The sequence below is a fragment of the Clostridium tetani genome, assembly GCF_900167265.1.
Taxonomy (GTDB): domain Bacteria; phylum Bacillota; class Clostridia; order Clostridiales; family Clostridiaceae; genus Clostridium_G; species Clostridium_G tetani.
On the sequence record NZ_FUWT01000002.1, the window covers coordinates 19952 to 42522 of the forward strand.

The following is a 22571-nucleotide window of genomic DNA, read 5'->3' on the forward strand; positions in this document are numbered from 1 at the left end:
ATAAATACACATCTCCAATTTACTTAATAAAATAAGTTTTGCAGTAATATCTTATGTTTATTTACTATAAATATTTGTTGAAAAGATTATATAAAAAGTTAAAAATTATAGACTTTTGTATATGGAGGAATTATAAATGGATAAAAATAAAGAAATCAAAATAGAGGTGTTAAAAAATAGTATAATATTCAAAAATATAGAAGAAAAAGATATAATAAAAATATTAAACAGTATAAATTATACTATTAAATTTTTTCACAGAGAAGAGAATATAGCAATAGAAGAAGATCCCTGTCAAAGTTTAGGAATAATAATTAGTGGTAATGTAGAGATACAAAAAATATTTGCTTCAGGAAAAGTTATAACTATAGATAGATTAAAACAGGGAAATATTTTTGGAGAAGTTATAATATTTTCTAATATGAGAAAATATCCTGCCACAATTACAGCGGTACAAGAAGCATCTATAATGTTTATATCAAAAGAAGAAATACTTAAATTATGTAGTTTGAATAGTAAATTTTTAAATAATTTTATGGGGCTTTTATCTAATAAAATATTAATGCTTAATAAAAAAGTTAAAAATTTATCTTATAATAGTATAAGACAAAAGGTAAGTAGTTATCTTTTACAAGAGTATGAAAAAAGAGGTAATTTAATTTTAAAGCTTAATATTTCTAGAAAAGAAATGGCAGAACTTTTAGGTGTACCAAGACCTTCTCTATCCAGAGAAATGATTAAAATGAAAGAGGAAGGATTAATAGATTTTAATAAAAATATAATAAAAATATTAGATGAAGAATCTTTGGAAGATATTTTAATATAAAAACAAGGGAGAAGATATTATGAATAGGGTTAAAAAAGTTATAATATATTCAATATTATTTGGCATAATATTAACTTTGATATTGGGGATGAATATATACTTATTTGGTAGGAACTCCAAGGCAGAAAAATCTGATTGCATAATAATATTAGGTTGTAGTGTGTATGGAGAAACTCCAAGTCCATTTTTACAATGGAGAATAGAAGAAGGATATAGACTATATAAAGAGGGTTATGGAAGATATATATTAGCATCTGGAGGTAAGGGACCTGGTGAGAGTATTTCAGAGGCAGAAGCTATGAAGAGATATCTAATATCTAAAGGAATAAAGGAAGAGTATATTATAAAAGAAGATAAATCTACCAGTACAATGGAAAATTTAAAAAACTGTAATAAGATAATGGAAAAGAAAGGGCTAAAAAATGCAGTGATAGTTTCTAATAAATATCATTTAAAAAGGGCATCTCTTATGACTAAAAAAGTTGGGATAGATTCAAGTTTTTCAGGTGTTTATGTAACATCTTATAAAAAGCATGAAATATATGGATTTATAAGGGAAATTCCTGCATTATTAAAATTTTATATATTGAGAAATTAGGAAGGATCCAATTTGGATTTTTTCTAATTTAAATTTACTTATTATAGAAGGAAATAGTCAGAAAATATAGAATATAGAAACATGAAGTAAAACTTTATTGAACTGGGGGTTTATATTATGGAAAATTTATATTATTGTTCTGATTGTAAAAGGGTATTTTATAATGGAGAAAAATGTGAATATTGCGGTAGTCAAGGGAAAAAAGATCTAAAATACGGTACACCTGTAAATGTAATAGGAAGCAAATTAAAGGGGAAAATTATTAAAACAAAAGAAAACTATATTAGATTGCTTATTAGAGATGATGAGAATAATAAATATATAAGGGAATATCCAGCAGAGGAGCTAAGAAAAGTTTTATAAATAGTGGAGAGAGTACAAGTACAAAAAAGAAGATGTAGGTTAATTTCTACATCTTCTTTTTTAATTTAATCTACTTTTGCTTTAAAGGGTAATAAGTTTTCTAAAGTATCGAAGGAAGATAAATTAAAATTCATATTTTTAACTTCATTATTTTCATTATAAACCAATACTGCTCTAGCTATATCATTATCAGTATAAAATTCTACTATATTATCTAAAGGGATTGAATACTTACCTAAATAAACAAATAATTTATCTAAAAAATGTAACTTGTCATCTTCTATCCATGCCAAAAGATTTCTATATTCAGGCAATTTCTGTTTTTCTATACTCTTTTTATATTTGTTAGAGGACTTTTGGAAGTCTTTTAAATAGTTATCTACAAACATTTTTCCTTTAGACCTTAAAAAATCTAAAAGATCATTTAAATAATATAATTGTTTACTTTGTTTTATATTATTTAAAGCATAAAAAAAAGATTTTCTAACTTTAGGATGTTCATCCAAACAATTTTTTAGAGTAGTATTTTTATAATCATATAAAATTGACAAGTCGAAATTTTCTAATTCATTACCATACAAGTTATCTAAGAAGTTATTACCTTCTAAATACCATAAATTTAGAGCATTTAAAGGTACATAACATTTATTGAATTCATCTTCATATTTATTAACAATTTCTTCTATATCACTTATAGTTTTCTCATTAACTTTTTTGCTAAAGAAAAGCATTTAATCAACTCCTTGTAGAATATATCTATAATTTTAGCATAAATAAATATATAAAACTAGAGGATATACACGAACATTATCAATAAGTTATGCATAAATAATATAGATATATACGAATGTTTTACATAAAAAATCATTAAATGTTATTGAAAATAAAATAATACTATGATACTATAAAAATAAGATATATTATAAACTTATGGAGGGATAATAATGAAAGTTGCTATAATATTTGGAAGTAAATCTGATAAAGAAGTCATGAGCGGAGCTGCAAAAGCACTAAAAGAATTTGATATTGAATATAAGGCATATATACTTTCAGCCCATAGAGTACCAGAAAAGTTAGAAGAAACTTTAAAAAAATTAGAAGAGGATAATTATGAATGTATAATAGCAGGTGCAGGACTTGCTGCCCATCTTCCAGGAGTTATAGCTTCTAAAACTATAGTTCCAGTCATAGGAGTTCCTATTAATGCTTCATTAAGTGGTATGGATGCATTACTTTCTATAGTTCAGATGCCAAAATCTATACCAGTTGCTACTGTAGGTATAAATAATAGTTACAATGCAGGTATGTTAGCAGCTCAGATTTTATCACTAAAATATGAGGATTTAAAAATTAAAATGATTGATTATAGAATAAATATAAAAGAAAAATTTATTAATGAAAATGAACAAGGTGTAATATTATAGTGAATAGTAAAATACATCAGGATATAATTTTAATTAAGAAAAGAATCTAAAATTTTAATGGATAGATAGGTGAGATTATGGAATGGAACAATTTAAAAGAAGATAAATTTAAAGATGAATGTGGAGTTTTTGGAATATTTACTGGCGAAGAAAGAGAAATAGGAGTAATAAATTATTATGGACTCTTTGCATTACAACATAGGGGACAAGATAGTGCAGGAATGGTAGTATCAAATGGAGAAAAATTTATATTTCATAAAGATATAGGTCTTGTTGAAGATGTGTTTAGTTATGATAAATTAAATAAGTTTAAGGGGATATGTGGAATAGGTCATGTTAAATATTCCAGTTGTAAAAATGGAGATTTAGATAACGTACAGCCTGTACTTGGCAAGGCTAAGCTAGGATCAATTGCTATAGCTCATAATGGGAGTTTAGTAAATGCAAAAATAGTAAAAGAATTATTAGAAGAGGCAGGAATTGTTTTTCAAACTAATGTAGAATCAGAAGTAGTATTAAATTTAATAGCTAGGTCAAATAAAAAAGAATTAGAAGATGCTTTAATAGAAGCTTTACAAAGTATAAAAGGATCTTATGCAATGCTTTTAATGACACAGGATAAATTAATTGGATTAAGAGATCCTAAAGGTATAAGACCTCTTTGCATAGGAAAACTTGATGATAATTATGTTATTTCATCTGAAAGCTGTGCTATAAATGCTATAGGTGGAGAGTTTATAAGGGATGTAGAACCAGGAGAAATGGTAATTGTAGATAAAGGTGGATTAAAAAGCTTAAGATTTGCAGAGAAAACAAAGGGAAGCATATGTGCTTTTGAATATATATATTTTGCAAGACCAGATAGCTCTATTGATAATATAAGTGTTTATGAATATAGGGTTAAATCTGGAGAAGAACTTTACAAAGAATGCCCTGTTGATGCAGATATTGTAGTGGGAGTTCCAGACTCAGGAATACCTGCTGCCATAGGATATTCAAAAGCTTCAGGCATTCCCTATGGCATAGGGTTTGTAAAAAATAAATATATAGGAAGAAGTTTTATAGAACCTACTCAAGAAATGAGAGAAAGAGCGGTTTTAGTGAAATTAAACCCGTTAAAATATAATGTTGAGGGAAAAAGAGTTGTAATTATAGACGATTCTATAGTAAGGGGAACTACTAGTAAAAAACTTATAAGTTCTATAAGACGAGCTGGAGCAAAGGAAGTTCATTTTATGTCAGCATCACCAATGGTTAAGTTTCCTTGTTATTTAGGTATTGATACTCCTAATAAAGAAGATTTAATGGCATCTAATTATAACATAGATGAAATAAAGGAAATGATAGGAGCGGACAGTGTAGGCTATTTAAGTATTGAAGGACTCACAAGAGCTTTAGGATGTGAAAATTGTAAAAAAGAATTTTGCTTAGGATGTTTTAGTGGAGAATATCCAGTATCTATACCTAAAGAATGATTAAGGAGGAAGATATTTATGGCAACATATAAAGATGCAGGGGTAAATATAGAAGAAGGTTATAAGTCAGTAAATTTAATGAAAGAACATGTACAAAAAACCTTTAATAAGGGAGTTTTAAACGGCATAGGAAGTTTTGCAGCTATGTACGAACTTGGAAAATACAAAAATCCTGTATTGGTATCGGGAACTGATGGAGTGGGCACTAAATTAAAGATAGCTTTTGAATTAGAAAAGTACAATACCATAGGTATTGACTGTGTAGCAATGTGCGTAAATGATATATTATGCCATGGGGCAAAACCATTATTTTTTTTAGACTATATGGCTTGTGGAAAACTTAAAGGAGAAGTTGCAGCTGATATAGTAAAAGGTGTAAGTGATGGGTGTTTAAGGGCAGGATGTGCTTTAATAGGAGGAGAAACTGCGGAAATGCCTGGCTTTTATAAAGAGGGTGAATATGACATTGCGGGTTTTGCTGTGGGAATTGTAGAGAAGGAAAATATTGTAGATGGACAAGATATAAAAGAAGGAGATGTATTAATAGGTATTGCGTCTTCGGGAGTACATAGTAATGGGTATTCTTTAGTTAGAAGTGTTATAAAAGATTTTAGGGAAGAATTTCATGGAAAAATTATAGGAGAAGAACTTTTAACACCCACTAAAATATATGTAAAACCAGTATTACAATTATTAAAAAGCTATCCAATAAAAGGAATGGCACATATAACTGGCGGAGGATTTTATGAGAATATACCAAGAATGTTTAAAGATGATTTAAATGTAGTAATAAGTAAAAATTCCTTTCCAAGACCAGATATATTTGAGTATATAATCTCAAAGGGGATAGAAGAAAATCATATGTTTAATGTATTTAATATGGGTATAGGTTTTGTATTATGTGTAGATCCATGCTATGAAAAGAAAATTATAGAAAAATTAATTGAGCAGGGTGAAAAAGCTTATAAAATAGGACATATAGAAAAGGGAGAAAGAAAAGTTATTATAAAATAACTCAAGTAAAGAAGGGATGAAATACAGGTGGCAAAAGGATTTAAAATTGCGGTACTAGTATCAGGAGGCGGAACTAATTTACAAAGTATTATAGATAATATAAAAGAAGGCAATCTGAACTGCACTATAGATATGGTAATAAGTGATAGACAGGGAGCTTATGCTATAAAAAGAGCTAAAGAAAACAATATAAGAGCTTATGTGTTAGACAGAAAAGAATATGGTAAGGAATTATCCTATAAAATATTGAAACTTTTAGAAGGTAAGGTGGATTTAATAGTTCTTGCAGGATGGCTTTCTATACTAGAAGGAGATATTTTAAAAGTATTTAAAGATAGAATAATAAATATTCACCCTTCACTATTGCCATCCTTTGGAGGATGCGGAATGTTCGGCATAAAAGTTCATGAAGAAGTCATAAGATATGGTGTGAAATTTTCAGGGTGTACTGTACACATTGTGGATAGTGGTACAGATACTGGTCCCATAATATGCCAGAAGATAGTTTCAGTGTATGAAAAAGATAATGCTAAAACTCTTCAAGAAAGGGTGTTAAAAGAAGAACATAAAGCTTTATCAGAAGTTATAGAACTTTTTATAGATAGTAAAATATCAATAAAAGGAAGAGAAGTTAGAATTAATAAATAAGGGGGACTCAAACTTGATTAAGAGAGCCTTAATAAGCGTGTATAATAAAGAAGGTATATTAGAGTTTGCCAAGTTTTTAGAAAAAAATCATGTAGAAATAATATCCACAGGGGGCACTTATAAACATTTAAAAGATAATTGTGTAAGGGTAAAAGAAGTATCTCAAATAACTAATTTTGATGAAATATTAGATGGAAGGGTAAAAACACTTCATCCAGCTGTTCATGGCGGAATATTAGCTATAAGAGATAATAAAGAACATATGGATACAATTAAAGATAAAAATATAGAACCTATAGATATGGTTATAGTTAACTTATATCCTTTCTTTGAGAAAATAGGCAAAGGTTTATCCCTAGAAGAACAAATAGAGTTTATAGATATAGGTGGGCCTACTATGATAAGAGCAGCTGCAAAAAACTTTAAAGATGTAGTAGTAATTACAGATCCTAAAGATTATAAAAGGATAGAAGAAAAGCTTGAAAAAGAAGATGAAATAGATTTTAACAATAGAAAGACTCTAGCAGGAAAAGTATTTAATTTAATGTCAGCCTATGATGGAGCCATAAGTAAATTTTTATTAGAAGAGGAATATCCAGAATATCTTTCATTAAGTTATAAAAAAGGTAAGGATTTAAGATATGGAGAAAATCCTCATCAGACAGCAGCTTTCTATACATCTCTTACAGAAGATGGAGCTTTTAAGGATTTTGAAAAGTTAAATGGAAAAGAGCTTTCCTATAATAATATAAAAGATATGGACGTTGCTTGGAAGATTGTAGGGGAGTTTGAGGAAATAGCATGCTGTGCATTAAAGCATAATTCACCTTGTGGTGTGGCTATAGGAGATACCTTGTTAGAATCATATAAAAAAGCCTATGAATGTGATCCAATATCCATATTTGGAGGAATAGTTGCCTTTAATAGAAAAGTAAATAAAGAAACTGCAAAAGAACTTGTTAAAATATTTCTAGAGGTAATAATAGCTCCAGATTATGATGAAGATGCTTTAAGAATATTAAAAGGAAAGAAAAATTTAAGAGTTATAAAGTGTAATACTAAACCATTAGATAAAATGGAAATTTGTAAAGTAGATGTAGGTATATTAGTTCAAAGCACAGATAATGCTCTTATAAAAGATATGGATGTAGTAACGGCAAAAAAACCAACAGAAGAAGAAATGGAAAATATGATTTTTGCTATGAAAGTTGTTAAGTATGTAAAGTCCAATGCTATAGTAGTAGTTAAAGATAAAAAGGCAGTAGGAATTGCAGGAGGACAAGTAAATAGAATATGGGCAGCATGTCAGGCACTAGAAAGAGGTAATAACTCAGTAGTTTTAGCTTCAGATGCCTTTTTTCCCTTTGATGATGTAGTTAAAAAAGCTTCAGAGTATGGAATAAAAGCTATAATCCAACCAGGAGGATCTATTAGAGATAAAGATTCCATAGAGGAATGTGATGAAAAGGGAATATCTATGGTGTTTACAGGAATCAGGCACTTTAAGCATTAATTAAACAAAAGAGGTGTTAAGTTTGAAAGTATTAATAGTTGGAAGCGGCGGAAGAGAACATGCAATAGCTTGGAAAGTATCACAAAATCCTAAAGTAGAAAAAATATATTGTGCACCAGGAAACGGTGGTACAGCTTTAATGGATAAATGTGAAAATATAGATGTAGAAGAAATAGATAGTTTAGTGAATTTTGCAGAGGAAAATACAGTGGATTTAACCATTGTAGGACCAGAGGTACCTTTAGTAAATGGTATAGTAGATGTTTTTAAAGAAAGAGGTTTAAAAATTTTTGGACCAAGTAAAAAGGCAGCATCCTTAGAAGGAAGTAAGTCTTTTTCAAAAAATTTTATGAAAAAGTATAGAGTAAAAACTGCTGCGTATGAAGTGTTTTATGAAAAAGATAAGGCTTTGGATTATTTAAAATTATGTAGTTATCCAATAGTAATAAAAGCAGATGGTTTGGCAGCTGGGAAGGGGGTAGTTATATGTGAAGACTATTCCCAAGGAGAGGATACCATAACAAAATTTATGGTAGAAGATATGTTTGGTGATGCAGGTAAGAAGGTAGTAATAGAAGAGTTCTTAGTGGGAGTAGAGGCATCTATATTATCTATAACTGATGGAAAAGTTATAGTACCCTTTATATCATCAAAGGATCATAAGCAAATTTATGATGAAGATAAAGGAGCTAATACAGGAGGTATGGGTGCAATTGCTCCAAATCCATATGTTACCAAAGAAGTTATGAAAGACTTTAATGAAAATATATTGAAACCGACATTAAAAGGAATAAAAGAAGAAAATTTCGATTATAAAGGAATAATATTTTTTGGTATAATGATAACTAAAAAAGGAGCTTATCTTTTAGAATATAATGTTAGAATGGGAGATCCAGAAACTCAAGTGGTATTACCTCTAATGGATAGTGATTTAGTAGAACTTATAGAGGCTTCCTTAAACAATGAACTTTCTTCTTTTGATTTAAAATGGAAAAAAGCTAATTCTTGTTGTATAGTAGCAGCATCAGAAGGGTATCCTGGGAAGTATGAAAAAGGCTTTAAAATAAATATGCCAAAAGAGCTTAATTTTTTTGTAGCTGGGGGAATATTTAAGGAAGGAAACCTTATAACCAATGGGGGAAGAGTTTTATGTACTTATGCTGTAGAAAATAACTTAGAGAGTAGCATAAATAAAGCCTATGAAGAAATGAGAAAAATAGATTTTCATGGTATGTATTTTAGAAAAGACATTGGTAAACTTAGATATTAGGTATAAAACAAAATTTTCATAATAAAGCAATATTGTAGTGGTAGCTTGAAGATTTCAGCTACCATTTTTTAGTGCTAATTTTTAAGAGTTTAGCTAGATATTAAATCCATCTAGAAAGTAAATTAAACTAAGAGATGAAGAAAAATGAAAAAATTACGATAAGTTTATGGTAGAAATAGAAGTTAATTCAACATTAAAATTGTATGTTTAAGGAGGAAAGTAATGTTAAAGAAGTTTTTATCAAGTGTTTTAATATGTATGGCAATGTGTTTATTATTAACTTCTTGTGGCTCAGCAGGGAAATCAAAAGCTGTTAATTCAAAAGAAGATATAGAAAAATATAATAATTATATTGCATTAAGTAATTATATGACTGGATTGATGGATGATGCTTTAGGTATTTACGTTGAAAAGTTTGGAATTGGAGATGAAATTGTAATTAAAGAAGGTTTTAATGGATTTAATGGTGTTCCTATATTAGAAACGCATAAAGATCAATTAGATAAAGTACTAGAATATGCTTCAAAAAAGCCTTCATATGGAGAAACTGATGATGCTATGAAAGCATTGCATCCTAAAATGAAGGAGTTGATGAATACCTTAGGAGAAATAGAAAATTACTACAATGCAAAATCTTTTGTAGATGATAAATTTAATAAGGGTAAAGAATTACATAAAAAAGTATGTTCCCAGTATAAAGAATATAGTGATTTGGCAGTAAAGTTTTTTATTAGTTTTGACAATATAACTGAACAAAAGAAAAAAGAAGATTTAGATAAATTAAAGGAAAATGACATGATGATAAGATACTATGCAATGAGTATTTTAAACAGGGCACAGGATATAGAAATGTCTTTTTATAGAGCAAAAATTACCGATGATAATATTTTAGATTATGATGCAAATAAATATAAAGAAAAATATGATTTATTAACAGAAGATATAAATAAGTTTATTGAGTATTCTAAAGATAATAAAAGGGCTAAAAAAGAGCAAATTGCTATTTTGCCAACCTTTAGTAGTGATATAAAAAGAGCAAAAGTTGCTGCTACAGATATTATGGAAATTTTAAAAACAAAGAATACAAATATAAATGCTAATACAAAAGGAAGAATTACAAAGGCTGGAAAAACTGCTCCTTTATATGAATTTAGTAGGATAGTATCTAATATGGTTGATTCTTATAATAATATGATTAATACGAAAGTAGTAGATTAAGATATTAAGGTGATGTTGTGTTTAGAAAAATTGCTTTAGTTCTAATGATGTGTATAGGTATAGTTACTATTGCTATTTCCTATGAACATAAAGAAAAAGAAGACGAAAAGTATAATGAGAAGTATGAAGCATATGCAACCTTAGATACATTTATTACAGGAAAGCTACAAGAATCTTTGGATTATTATTTTGTAAAGTTTGGATACACAGAAGAATTTGAGGCAAACAAAAATGATTATCTTTATAATGGTATTCTTTTAGAATTTAACAAGAATGAATTAGAAAAGGTCTTTAGTTATTATTCAGCGAAGCCAAATTTTGATAAAGTTGATAATTCCTTAAAAAATCTTCATGCTGAATTTAAAGAGTTAATACAATCTTTAAGCGATGCAGATACATATTATAAACTGAAATCTTATGTAGATGATGATTTTGTTAAAGGAAAAGAACTACATAAAAAGATATGTTCTCAATATACTAAAGTTAAACCGTTAAAGAAAGATTTTAGTACTCATTTTGGAGATTTTTTCATAGAAGATAGCAAAGAGAAATTAGAAGAATTTAAGAAAAATGATTTTATGATAAAATACTATGCTTTAAGTTCTTTATTAAAAGCTAAGGACTTAGAAATTGAGCTTCAAAGGCAAAAGGTTGCTAAAGGTAACATGGAAAGTTTAGATATTAGAAAATTTAAGGAGAAGTATAATTTATTAGTTGCGGACATGAATAAATTTCTAGAGTATTCCAAGGACTCTAATAGAATAAAAAAAGAAAACATTGACCAAGCTTTTCCATATGCAATAATGGATGTTAAATCCTCAGCTACGGATATTTTAACAAAAGTTGAAGGTAAGGATTCATATAGAAATTTTGGCTATAGCAAAAATCAAGAAGGGACTACAGAATATTTTTCAAATAAGATTAAAGAGGCCATTTTACAGTATGTTAAAATGAAATAAAAACAAATATATAAGCAAGTTTAATTTATATATAAAAATTAAACTTGCTTTGCTATTCATAGAAAAAATTGTATGCTATAATATTAAGCTAAAGGGATATAAGATATTAGAAGATATTTGAAATTCTTATTAGATTAGGTTAAAATATTAATAATTTATCATACTAAAGTAACGGAGGGATATCGATGAAGAAAGATATAGTAAAACCATCTATATTACCTGGTTTTATGGAGTTATTACCGGCAGATCAAATAGTTTTTAACAAGATGAAGGATACAATAAGACATAATTATGAAAAGTTTGGATTCATTCCTTTAGATACACCTACTATAGAAAAATCAGAAATACTATTGGCTAAGGGTGGTGGAGAAACTGAAAAACAAATATATAGATTTAATAAAGGAAATACAGATTTATCCTTAAGATTTGATTTAACAGTTCCTCTAGCAAGATATGTATCACAACATTTTTCAGATTTAAACTTTCCTTTTAGAAGATATCATATATCAAAGGTATTTAGAGGAGAAAGAAATCAAAAGGGACGTTTTAGAGAATTTTATCAATGTGATATAGATATTATAGGTAATGGCAGTCTAAGCATAATAAATGATGCAGAAATACCTAGTATTATATATCAAACTTTCAAAGAGTTAGGATTTGAAGACTTTACTATAAGAATAAATAATAGAAAAGTATTAAATGGATTTTTTGAAGGTACAGATGTAGAAGATAGAAAAGGTGTACTAAGGGCAATAGATAAAATTGAAAAAATAGGCGAAGATGGAGTAAGAAAAGAGCTACAGGAATTAGGATTAGAAGATTCAAAAATAGATAAAATAATAAACTTTATAAATATAAAAGGAACCAAGAGTGAAGTAATAAAGAGTTTAAAAGAGTTAGATATAGAAAATGACGTGTTTAAAGAAGGAGTATATGAATTAGAAAAAGTAGTTCACTATATAAAAAGCTTTAATGTTCCAGATAAGAATTATAAAATAGACTTAACTATTGCTAGAGGATTAGATTATTATACAGGAACAGTTTACGAAACTGTATTGAATAATTATCCACAAATAGGAAGTGTTTGTTCGGGAGGAAGATACGATAATTTAGCTGAACATTATACTAATCAAAAATTACCAGGGGTTGGTATATCTATAGGTTTAACAAGACTATTCTATCAATTAAGAGAAGCAAAAATAATCGGAGAAAATGCATCTTCAACACTTTCACAGGCACTAGTTATTCCAGTGGGGGATACTATGGAATATTCAATAAAAGTTGCCAATAAATTAAGAGAAAATGAAATCATATCAGAATTATACTTAGAAGATGCAAAAATAGGTAAAAAATTTGCCTATGCAGATAAATTAAAAATACCTTATGTGATATTAATTGGAGAAGATGAATTAAAAGAAGAAAAAGTAAGTGTTAAAAATATGGAAACAGGTAATCAAGAAAGTATGTCTTTAGAGGAAGCAATTAAAATAATTAAAAATGCATAAAAAAAAGAGATAAAGTCTAATTAAACAGATTTTATCTCTTTTTAAATTAGTAATAGTTGTTTTCTAACATGTCTAATAAATCATTAAATCTTTTTACAATATCCTCCATAGGTTTTGAAGTAGTCATGTCTATACATGCTTTTTTTAATATATTAATAGGATAGTCATTATCACCACTTTTTAAAAAACCTATATATTTATCTAAAGCACCCTCTTCACCTTTTAAAATTTTAGTAGCAAAGGAGTTTGCAGCGGCATAACCTGTAGCATATTGATAAACATAAAAAGGAGAATAAAAGTGAGGAATACGTGACCATTCTATATCTATTTGGGTATCTATTATAATATCTTCTCCAAAATATTTTAAATTTAAATCATGCCATATGCTACATAAATCATAACTAGTTAAAGGAATTCCTTCTTCTAATTTTTTATGGGTTATTCTTTCAAACTCAGCGAACATAACCTGTCTAAATACAGTAGTTCTTATTTGTTCTAATTGTTGATTTATAAAATACAATTTCATATTTTTGTCGCTTTCATTTTCTATCATATAGTTTGATAAAAGACATTCATTTGTAGTTGAAGCCACTTCAGCACAAAATATGGTGTAGTTAGAGTATATATAAGGTTGATTTTCTTTTGAATAATAACTATGAATGGAATGACCCATTTCATGAGCTAAAGTTGATACATCATTTAATTTATAATTATAATTTAATAGAACATAGGGCATGGTATCATAAGAACCAGATGAATATGCTCCACCTCTTTTACCTTTATTTTCATATATATCAATCCATCCGTCATTAATACCTTTTTTAAATACATTTAAATATTCTTCACCTAAGGGTTTTAATCCCTTTTCCACCATATTAATTCCTTCTTCAAAGGGTATGTGTATATCAGGTGTTTTTATTAAAGGCACATAAAGATCATACATATGCATTTCTTCTAGTCCTAATAATTTCTTTTTTATTTTTACATATCTATGAAGAGAAGATAAGTTATCATTTATAGTTTTTATGGTTGTATCATAAACTTCTAAGGGAATATTATTAGGCTTTAGAGAACTTTCTAAAGAAGAATTAAACTTACGCATTTTAGAATTAAATATAAAATTTTTTATAGAAGAAGTTAGAGCTGTTGAAAATGTATTTTTGTACTTTTCATAGGTATCAAATAAAGCTTCAAAGGCATCCTTTCTAACCCTTCTATCTTTAGATGATATAAAAACAGAATAATTTTTATCTGTAAGTTCTACTTCCTCTCCTTGTTCATTTTTAATTTTAGGAAAACTTATATCAGCATTAGATAGCATATTGTAAATATCACTAGGAGCATTTAAACAATCACTTACAGAAGCTAATATCATTTCTTCTTCTTTACTTAATATATGAGGCTTTAAATTTAAAATATTTTCTAATAAAAATTTATAAGTTTTTAATTCTGGTATTTCATTAAGTCCATTTAGTAAATCTTTTTTATTTATAGATAATATCTCAGGTATAAAAAATGAACTCAATCCAAGAATTTCTGGGAAAAAGCTATCAATTTTTGATTTTAATCCTTGGAAAGTTGTATTAGTAGTATCTTCATCAGACCTACAGTGAGCATAAACAGATAATTTTTCTGCAAGTCTTAATATAGACTCTTCTGTTTTAAAATATTCCAACAAAAGTTTAGGATCTTTGAGTTTACCTTGAAAATTAGAAAGTTTAGGAGTAATTTCTTTTAAATGTTGAAAGTCAGACTCCCAAGCATCTATATCTTCATATAATTTATTAATATTCCACTTGCTTTTTTCATCTATTTCATCTCTAGATTTTAAAGTTTTAGTATTTTCCATATAAAAACCTCCATAAAAATAGTGAGCATTTAAATTATTTGTATATTTCCTATAAATTATAACAAAAAACGTTGACAATGCAAAAAATAAGGATTAGAATAACAATATAATGACATATGAACATATGAACATATATCGATAAAGAAGGGGGACGAACATGAATAGTGAAAAAAAATTAGAATTAGTCTTAGAAGGTTTAAACTGTGCAGGTTGCTCAGCTAAAATAGAAGATAGAGTAAATAAATTAAAATATGTAGAAAGTGCATCCATTAACTTTGTCAATAAAGTTTTAACTATTAATTTAGGGGACTTAAATAAAAGAGAATATGTTATGAAAGAGGCAAGAGGAATAGTTAATAAGCTAGAACCCCATGTAAAAGTATTTGAAAGAAATAAGGATTTAAAAGAAGTGAGACATTCACAAGACAATGCCTGTGAGTGTAGTGGTCATCACCATCATTCTCATGAACATGATAATAATCATGATCATTCTAATGGTCACTCCCATGGAGAGTCGAATTTCGGCAATGAAAAAATTAGTAAGATTTCAATGGTCGTAGGAATTGTTTTAGCAATAATAGCTTTTTTTATCAAGGATGAGGGTAGTTTAAAAACAACTTTATTTATAGTGTCCTATGGATTAATAGGGTATGAAATATTAATAATCGCTTTTAAAAATATATTAAGAGGAGAAGTTTTTGACGAGAATTTTTTAATGGCAGTTGCAACTATAGGAGCAATAGCTATAAAAGAATATCCAGAGGCTGTTGCGGTTATGCTATTTTATAAAATTGGTGAAGTATTTCAAGATCGTGCAATAAACCATTCAAGAAAATCAATTGCTAGCTTAGTAGATATTAGACCAGAATTTGCTAATGTGAAAAAAGATGAAAATGTAGAAAAAGTATCTCCAGAACAAGTGGAAATAGGAGACATTATAATAGTAAAACCTGGTGAGAAAATTCCATTAGATGGAGAAGTAATAGAGGGAGAGTCCTATTTAGATACATCTATATTGACAGGAGAATCTGTAAATAGAAAGGTAGAAAAAGGGGATATAGTTTTATCAGGATCAATAAATAATACTTCACTTTTAACTGTAAAGGTGACAAAGACCTTTGGACAATCTGCTGTATCTAAAATATTAGATTTAGTAGAAAATGCTAGTTCTAGAAAGGCTCCAACAGAGAATTTTATAACTAAGTTTGCAAGATACTACACTCCAGTAGTTGTATTTTCAGCAATAGCTCTTGCCGTATTACCACCTATTATACATGGAAGTTATAATTTTTCAGAATGGATATATAGAGCTTTAGTATTCTTAGTTATCTCTTGTCCATGTGCATTAGTAGTTTCCATTCCATTAGGATTCTTTGGAGGTATTGGAGCGGCTTCTAGAAATGGAATATTAGTAAAGGGTGGTAATTATTTAGAAGCATTGGAGAATACAGAAATTGTAGTATTTGATAAAACTGGAACTTTAACAGAAGGAGTATTTGAAGTATCAGAAATTAAAACCTATAAAGATATTGAAGACGATGAGTTAATTAGACTAGCAAGCTTAGGCGAAAGTTTTTCTAATCATCCAATTGCAAAATCTATAATTAAATATTATGGTAAGGATGTAGATAAACAAGAAATAAAAGAATATGAAGAAATTTCAGGACATGGTATAAGAGCTTTATTAGGTGAAGATGAACTATTAGTTGGAAATCATAAATTAATGGAGTTAAATGAAGTTAATTATGAAAAGGCTAATAACTTTGGAACAGTAGTGTATGTAGCGTTAAATAAAAATTATTGTGGATATATAATTATTTCAGATAGGATTAAAGAAGATTCAAAGAAAACTATAAAAGAACTTAAAAATAAGGGTATTAAAAAAACTATAATGTTAACTGGGGACAATAAATCAGCAGGAGAAAAAATAGGAAAAGAACTTTTATTAGATGAAGTTTATACAGATTTGCTACCAGAAAACAAAATAGAAGAATTAGAAAAGTTATTTTCACAAAAAAGTCCTAAAGGTAAATTAGTTTTCGTAGGAGATGGAGTAAATGATGCACCAGTTTTAGCAAGGGCAGACATTGGTATAGCTATGGGAGGGTTAGGCTCTGATGCAGCTATAGAAGCATCTGATATAGTTATTATGCAGGATAATCCTTTTAAAATTATAAAGGGAATAGAAATAGCTAAAAGAACTAAAAAGATTGTTTGGGAAAATATTATATTTTCTTTAGGAATTAAATTTGTGGTACTTTCCTTAGGGGCATTAGGATTTGCTAATATGTGGGCAGCAGTATTTGCTGATGTAGGTGTTACATTAATTGCAGTGCTAAATTCTATGAGAGCTCTTAAGTAGTGAATAACTAATAATGAATAATTTAGGTATTCATTAAAAAAAGTGGGATGGTTTTTGAAATATTTCAAGAACCATCCCACTTTTTTTAGCAATCTTTTTGTAACATATTTAAATTTGATTTGTATTAATATAGAATTAAGATATGGTGTAAATTTATAATTAATAAAAAGGAAGGGCTTTTTTATGAAGGGAAAAATATTATTAGTGGAAGATGAAAAAAGTATAAGAGGTTTTTTAAAAATTAATCTTAAAAGAAGTGGATTAGAAGTAGTAGAGGCAGAAACAGGTGAAGAAGGTATAAGAAAAGCAAAAATAGAAAAACCAAGCATAGCTTTATTAGATGTTATGTTACCTGGAATAGATGGATTTCAGGTTTGCAAAGAATTAAGACAAGAATTTCCTAGCATGGGTATAATAATGCTTACAGCAAGAACTCAAGATATGGACAAAATTATGGGTTTAGAATTTGGAGCAGATGATTATGTAGTAAAGCCCTTTAATCCATCAGAACTTATATTAAGGATTAAAGCATTGTTAAGAAGAATTAATTCTACTGACAGTACAAAGGAAAATATTTTAGTTAGCAGTATATTTAAAATAAACACATATTCACAAAAGATATATAAAAATGAAAAGGAAATAGATGTTACCCCAAAAGAATACATGATTTTAAAAATATTTTTAGAAAATGAAGAAAAAGCTTTTAGTAGAGATGAATTGTTAGATTTAGTTTGGGGATATGATTTTGTAGGAGATCCTAAAATTGTAGATGTAAATATAAGGAGATTAAGAGCTAAAATAGAAGATGAACCTTCTAATCCAAAATACATAGAAACCGTATGGGGTAAAGGATATAGATGGAGAAAATTATAACATTAGGAAGGTAGAAAATGAAAAGTATAAAGTTAAGGCTACTTAAGAATTTTATGTTGATAATAGTGATTAGTATTTTGGCTTTTGAAGTTTTTTTAATAAGCTTTACTAAAAGATATTATTATGGAAATTTAGAAGAAATGTTAACCAATCAAGTAAAGCTATCCTCAGACTTTTATAGTAGATATTTTTCAAATACCACTTTAGAAGAAAATATAATGGATAATGTGGATGTGTTTTGGAAACAAACTAATGCTCAAGTACAAATAATAAATACTCAGGGGATAGTATTATTAGATTCTATAGGAGCAACTACCAAAGAAGTTATTAAAACAGCGGATTTTAAAAATGCATTAGAAGGAGATAAGGGTATTTGGGTAGGAGATGTTAGTTATGATAAATATAGGGTAATGTCTGTATCTTATCCTATAAAGGTTGATAATAAAATCATAGGAATATTAAGATATGTAAGTTCATTAAAAGAAATAGATAAAGCCATAGTTAAAATGTCAGTTTTATTCTTTAGTATTGGACTTATTGTTATTTTTGTGGTTGGAATATTTAGTGTATTTTTAGCGGATACGGTGATAGGACCTATAAAAAAATTAACTAAAGTAGCAGAAGAAATGGCAGATGGAAATTTAGAAATTAGAAATGAGAAAGAATTTGATGATGAAATAGGAAGGTTATCAGATACATTAAATTACATGGCAGAAGAAATATTAAAAAAGGATAAATTAAAAAATGAATTTATATCCTCTATATCCCATGAAATAAGGACACCTTTAACTTCTATTAAAGGATGGGCAATAACTTTAAATACGGAAGATTTAGAAGATAAGAATCTTATAAGAGATGGTCTTAACATAATTGAAGAGGAAAGTGAGAGATTATCTAAAATGGTAGAGGAGCTTTTAGATTTTTCTAAATTAATTTCTGGAAAGGTTACCATAAAAAAAGAAAAGGTAGATTTAAATGAAGTTATTTCATATATAGAAAAATACTTAAGTCCAAGGGCAAAAAGGGAAAATGTACAATTTATTGTAGAAAAAAATTATGATTTACCTATAATGTATATTGATGTAGATAGAATGAAACAAGTATTTATAAATATATTAGATAACGCTTTTAAATTTTCTAAAGAAGAAGGAGAAAAAAGGGTATTACTTAGTATAAAAATAGAGAACGAAGAAGTTATAATTTTAATAGAGGATAATGGATATGGTATAAGTAAAAGTGATTTACCTAAGATAAAAGAAAAATTTTATAAGGGGAAGAATAGTAAATCTCAAAATGGTATAGGGTTGTCTATATGTGATGAAATTGTAGCAATGCATGGAGGAACCCTAGAATTTGATAGTGAAATAAATAGAGGGACTAAGGTCTATATAAAACTACCTTATAAAGATGAAAAGGAGGTAGAAAATGAATAAAAAAGTAACTATAGTATTTACAATAATATTACTTACAATAGCATTTCTTTTATTTCAAAAATATGTTCCATACAATATGGAAGTTAGAGATAAAATAATGCCTCCTAAAAATAATAAAATATCTATAGAGGGAATATGGGAAGTAAAAAAGTTTTCAATTTTTAATACTAGTTATAATAAAGAAAGTATAAATAATTTTGAAGCAGCTAATCTAATAGGAGAAAAAGCAGCATTTAATAGCAAGTATGGATTTTTTATAGATGAGATTTGTTCGAATCCTCAATATAAAACTAAAAGCGTAAATATAAAGGATTATTTTTCTTATATATATAAAATAAATACAGATGATATCGGAGTAAAAAATATCAAGGCAGAAGTAATATCAGTTATATCCGATGGAAAACTATTTTATGAATTTATAAAACTTGATGATAATAATATAATAGTTCAAAGGGAAGGTGTGTTTTTCTACTTAGAAAAAATAGGAGAGGATACTGAAAAATTTTTTAGTAAAAATAATATGGAAGAAATAAAAACTAAAGAGGATACTGAAAAATTAAAAGAAGATAAATTATTAAGATCTGGAGTGCTTATAGGATTAAGAGATGATAGCCCTGTCAAAGAATCAAATGATATGGAAAATAAAGGAAGTAGTTATAGAACTATTTGGATTCCAGTTAAAAACAGAAAAGTTTTAAATGTATTACAAGTAAAGGATTTATTTTTACCTAGAATAGATGGATTTTGGAGAGTTGGAGTAGATAGACATATAATAAAAGAAAATAATTTTAAAGATGAAGTTTTTGCACACATTAAGCAAGAAGAGGATAATAAAATTTCTTTTATGGATGATAAAAATGAAATAAATACACATAAGAAAATAGTGTTCGCAGGAAATGATTATCTATGCATGGAGTATAGAAAAATACAGGGTGATAACAGCAATGATTTTTATAAGGTTTTACCTATATATGCAACAAAAAATATAAGGGGAATAAAAATATCTGATATATTTGGTGAAGAGGGCAAAAAAGCTATTAAAAGTTCAGCAGAAGCATTCTTAGCTTCTCAAGATAAAGCTAATATAAAGAACATTGAAAAAGAACCTAGTGAGGAGAATTTTTCCTTAGCAAGAAATAATGGATATTGGATTGTAAAGGGAAGATTAAATGATAAAGATCCTACAGGTTATGATTATAAAGATTATAATATAAATATAGATCCATCCAGTAAAATGATTAATTTTAATACTTTTTATCTTTCTTGGAATGTAGTTAAAAGTAAAGTACCAGATGCAATAGATGCATATACTTCACCTAATAAAGATATTGCTTTAATAATAAGCAAAGATAGTATAAAAATTTATGAAATGAAGGGGAATGAATTAAGTAGTAAAGCAATATATAAAATACCTATAAAGAAAGATGAATCCATAATAATGGCTGAATGGGCTACAGGAGATTATTTAGAAAAATGGAATAAGGAGATAAGTGATGAGCCAAATACTACTGTGTTAAAATAAAAAAGAAAGTAAGGGGGGAACCTTACTTTTAACAGTTTTAAATTTAACAGGGTTATATTTGCTATGTATTTAATATATCATAATAAAATATACTAATATTAACAAAACGGTTACTAAAGATTAAAAGTTTATTACAAATTACTTTTTAATCTGTAGCAAGATTATCAAAATAACCTTGAATTAATATTATGGGAGTGCCTTTATCACCACTCCCACTAGTCAAATCACATAGACTTCCTAAAAGATCTGTAATTTGCCTTGGAGTTGTGCCTTGAGCCTCCATTGAACCAACTAAGGTATCATTTTTGTGTTTGATTTTATCTTTAAGTACCATTAAAGCATCTTCATTATTCATATTAGTTAACTCTGTATCCGCTATATATTTTAATTTTAATTCATTTGGGGTTCCATGTAATCCAGATGTGTATCCAGGGGATACCACAGGATCAGCTAGCTCCCAAATCTTACCTACAGGGTCTTTAAAAGCTCCGTCTCCATAAATCATAACTTCTACATTTTTGCCAGTTTTCTCATTTAGTTCTTTTTGAACCTGTTCTACAAAGACTTGACAATCTCTTGGGAAAAGTTTTATTTTTTCTTCTGTAGATTTATTAGATCCTAAAAGTCCATAATTAGAGTTAAAACCACTTCCATTAATTGATTCCGTACAAATTTCGTCTAAAGCATATACAGTTTCTGCTCCAGCCTTTTTAAGAATTCTTTTAGTTCTTTTTCTTGAGTGAATATCCGCTACTAAAACTTCCTTTGTATAATTTAAAATGACTCTTGGATCATTAGCAAGATATATACTTATATTATCACCTAAGCTTTTATAAAATTCTATATAATCTATACCTGTAAAATTATGAGATACTTTTTCACCAAAAAGCTCTCTGTATTTTTCTTCAGTTAATATGTCTGAATGTGGATTAATATTTAAATCATACATTTTTTCTATGTCCATAAGAGGGTTACCAACTTCATCTGAAGGATAACTTAGCAGTATGTGTATTTTCTTTCCTGTTTTTGCAATTGCCTTTAGTATTATAGAAAATCTATTTCTACTTAGAATAGGGAAAACAACACCGATGTCCCCTTTAAACTTTCTATTTATGTCAGCTGCAACCTCATCAATGGTTACATAGTTTCCTTGAGCCCTAGCTACAAGAGACTCAGTTACCCCTATTACGTCTTTATCTCTTAGAAGGTAACCTTCCTTTTCTGAAGAGGTTAATATAGAATCTACTACTATTTTAACTAAATTGTCTCCTTTTTTTACTATAGGGGCTCTTATACCCTTAACTTCCGTTCCTAATGTTCTTGTCATACTTTTAATCCTCCTAAATATAAAAAGTCTTTTAATCTAGTATTTTACAAACTTTAGATAAAATATTCATTGAAAAATTAATATAAGGCTATATACATTTATTTTTTTATATGCTATAATAGGGAAAATATTTTAAAGATATTAAGCTGTGAAGAAGAAGAGTAGTTATTTTTGTGTTTTATACAGAGAGCATGGGGAAGGTGAGACTATGTGTTGCAAAAATTTACGAATTATGACTTTGGAGCATTAATGCTAAAACATTAACGGTTGTCATCCGATATAGTGACTTAGAGGCATATTATTTTAGTGAATAACTAACAACTAATGAAAATATGCAAAGTAAGGTGGTAACACGAAATATAAACTCGTCCTTATACAATTATGTATAAAGG

Annotated in this window: 19 protein-coding genes and 1 other annotated feature; of the genes, 16 read left to right on the plus strand and 3 right to left on the minus strand. The window is 27.9% G+C overall.

The genetic code is table 11. The annotated features are described in order from the left end of the window. The first annotated feature begins 136 nt into the window (after positions 1–136). The 3 genes from B5D21_RS00105 (at position 137) to B5D21_RS00115 (ending at position 1787) form a co-directional block, all read left to right on the plus strand. Positions 137–826, plus strand: coding sequence for a Crp/Fnr family transcriptional regulator (locus B5D21_RS00105; protein ID WP_011100136.1), 690 nt, complete (start codon positions 137–139; stop codon positions 824–826). 19 nt (positions 827–845) lie between these two features. Next, on the plus strand, positions 846–1424 hold the full coding sequence (locus tag B5D21_RS00110; RefSeq protein WP_011100135.1) for a YdcF family protein: 579 nt from the start codon (positions 846–848) through the stop codon (positions 1422–1424). A 117-nt stretch (positions 1425–1541) separates the two neighbouring features. Further along, positions 1542–1787: a hypothetical protein gene (locus B5D21_RS00115; protein WP_035109180.1), complete on the plus strand. Its 246-nt coding sequence runs from the start codon at positions 1542–1544 to the stop codon at positions 1785–1787. A 65-nt stretch (positions 1788–1852) separates the two neighbouring features. On the opposite strand, the gene B5D21_RS00120 is transcribed toward B5D21_RS00115, so the two are convergent. Next, a complete protein-coding gene (locus B5D21_RS00120; protein WP_011100134.1) occupies positions 1853–2518 on the minus strand; it encodes a hypothetical protein in 666 nt (221 codons plus the stop codon). A gap of 213 nt (positions 2519–2731) precedes the next feature. Between B5D21_RS00120 and purE the strand changes: the two genes are divergently transcribed. The 9 genes from purE to hisS all read left to right on the plus strand — a co-directional run bounded on the left by purE (position 2732) and on the right by hisS (position 12813). Continuing rightward, positions 2732–3211 (plus strand): 5-(carboxyamino)imidazole ribonucleotide mutase, encoded by a 480-nt coding sequence (purE, locus tag B5D21_RS00125; protein WP_011100133.1) that lies wholly within the window; start codon positions 2732–2734, stop codon positions 3209–3211. 77 nt (positions 3212–3288) lie between these two features. Next, on the plus strand, positions 3289–4686 hold the full coding sequence (purF, locus tag B5D21_RS00130; protein ID WP_011100132.1) for an amidophosphoribosyltransferase: 1398 nt from the start codon (positions 3289–3291) through the stop codon (positions 4684–4686). An 18-nt stretch (positions 4687–4704) separates the two neighbouring features. After that, positions 4705–5700, plus strand: a complete 996-nt coding sequence (gene purM, locus B5D21_RS00135; RefSeq protein WP_011100131.1) for a phosphoribosylformylglycinamidine cyclo-ligase — start codon at positions 4705–4707, stop codon at positions 5698–5700. A gap of 27 nt (positions 5701–5727) precedes the next feature. Beyond that, on the plus strand, positions 5728–6348 hold the full coding sequence (gene purN / locus B5D21_RS00140; protein ID WP_011100130.1) for a phosphoribosylglycinamide formyltransferase: 621 nt from the start codon (positions 5728–5730) through the stop codon (positions 6346–6348). Between the two features lie 13 nt (positions 6349–6361). Continuing rightward, entirely contained in the window at positions 6362–7861 is a 1500-nt protein-coding gene (gene purH / locus B5D21_RS00145; protein ID WP_011100129.1) for a bifunctional phosphoribosylaminoimidazolecarboxamide formyltransferase/IMP cyclohydrolase, read from the plus strand. Positions 7862–7883: 22 nt separating this feature from the next. Further along, complete coding sequence (purD, locus tag B5D21_RS00150) at positions 7884–9131, plus strand: phosphoribosylamine--glycine ligase (RefSeq protein WP_035125013.1); 1248 nt, start codon at positions 7884–7886, stop codon at positions 9129–9131. A gap of 222 nt (positions 9132–9353) precedes the next feature. Then, complete coding sequence (locus tag B5D21_RS00155; protein ID WP_011100127.1) at positions 9354–10349, plus strand: YiiG family protein; 996 nt, start codon at positions 9354–9356, stop codon at positions 10347–10349. A 17-nt stretch (positions 10350–10366) separates the two neighbouring features. After that, complete coding sequence (locus tag B5D21_RS00160; RefSeq protein WP_011100126.1) at positions 10367–11308, plus strand: YiiG family protein; 942 nt, start codon at positions 10367–10369, stop codon at positions 11306–11308. Between the two features lie 185 nt (positions 11309–11493). Then, on the plus strand, positions 11494–12813 hold the full coding sequence (gene hisS / locus B5D21_RS00165; RefSeq protein WP_011100125.1) for a histidine--tRNA ligase: 1320 nt from the start codon (positions 11494–11496) through the stop codon (positions 12811–12813). Between the two features lie 46 nt (positions 12814–12859). Here the strand turns inward: hisS and pepF are convergent, their stop codons facing one another. Beyond that, the gene (pepF, locus tag B5D21_RS00170) at positions 12860–14662 is read right to left on the minus strand and encodes an oligoendopeptidase F (RefSeq protein WP_035125016.1); all 1803 of its coding nucleotides are present in this window, start codon (positions 14660–14662) and stop codon (positions 12860–12862) included. Between the two features lie 157 nt (positions 14663–14819). Between pepF and B5D21_RS00175 the strand changes: the two genes are divergently transcribed. From B5D21_RS00175 to B5D21_RS00190, 4 genes are all read left to right on the plus strand, one after another. Continuing rightward, entirely contained in the window at positions 14820–17024 is a 2205-nt protein-coding gene (locus B5D21_RS00175; RefSeq protein WP_035125018.1) for a heavy metal translocating P-type ATPase, read from the plus strand. A 183-nt stretch (positions 17025–17207) separates the two neighbouring features. Then, complete coding sequence (locus B5D21_RS00180) at positions 17208–17897, plus strand: response regulator transcription factor (RefSeq protein WP_035109204.1); 690 nt, start codon at positions 17208–17210, stop codon at positions 17895–17897. Between the two features lie 17 nt (positions 17898–17914). Further along, entirely contained in the window at positions 17915–19330 is a 1416-nt protein-coding gene (locus B5D21_RS00185; protein WP_011100120.1) for a sensor histidine kinase, read from the plus strand. Continuing rightward, on the plus strand, positions 19323–20852 hold the full coding sequence (locus B5D21_RS00190; protein WP_011100119.1) for a hypothetical protein: 1530 nt from the start codon (positions 19323–19325) through the stop codon (positions 20850–20852). Before B5D21_RS00185 ends, B5D21_RS00190 begins: the two co-directional genes overlap by 8 nt. 145 nt (positions 20853–20997) lie before the next feature. Here B5D21_RS00190 and B5D21_RS00195 read toward each other — a convergent pair whose 3' ends face one another. Next, entirely contained in the window at positions 20998–22179 is a 1182-nt protein-coding gene (locus B5D21_RS00195; RefSeq protein WP_011100118.1) for a coenzyme F420-0:L-glutamate ligase, read from the minus strand. Between the two features lie 139 nt (positions 22180–22318). Next, positions 22319–22555: a binding site (T-box leader), on the plus strand. Positions 22556–22571 lie beyond the last annotated feature (16 nt).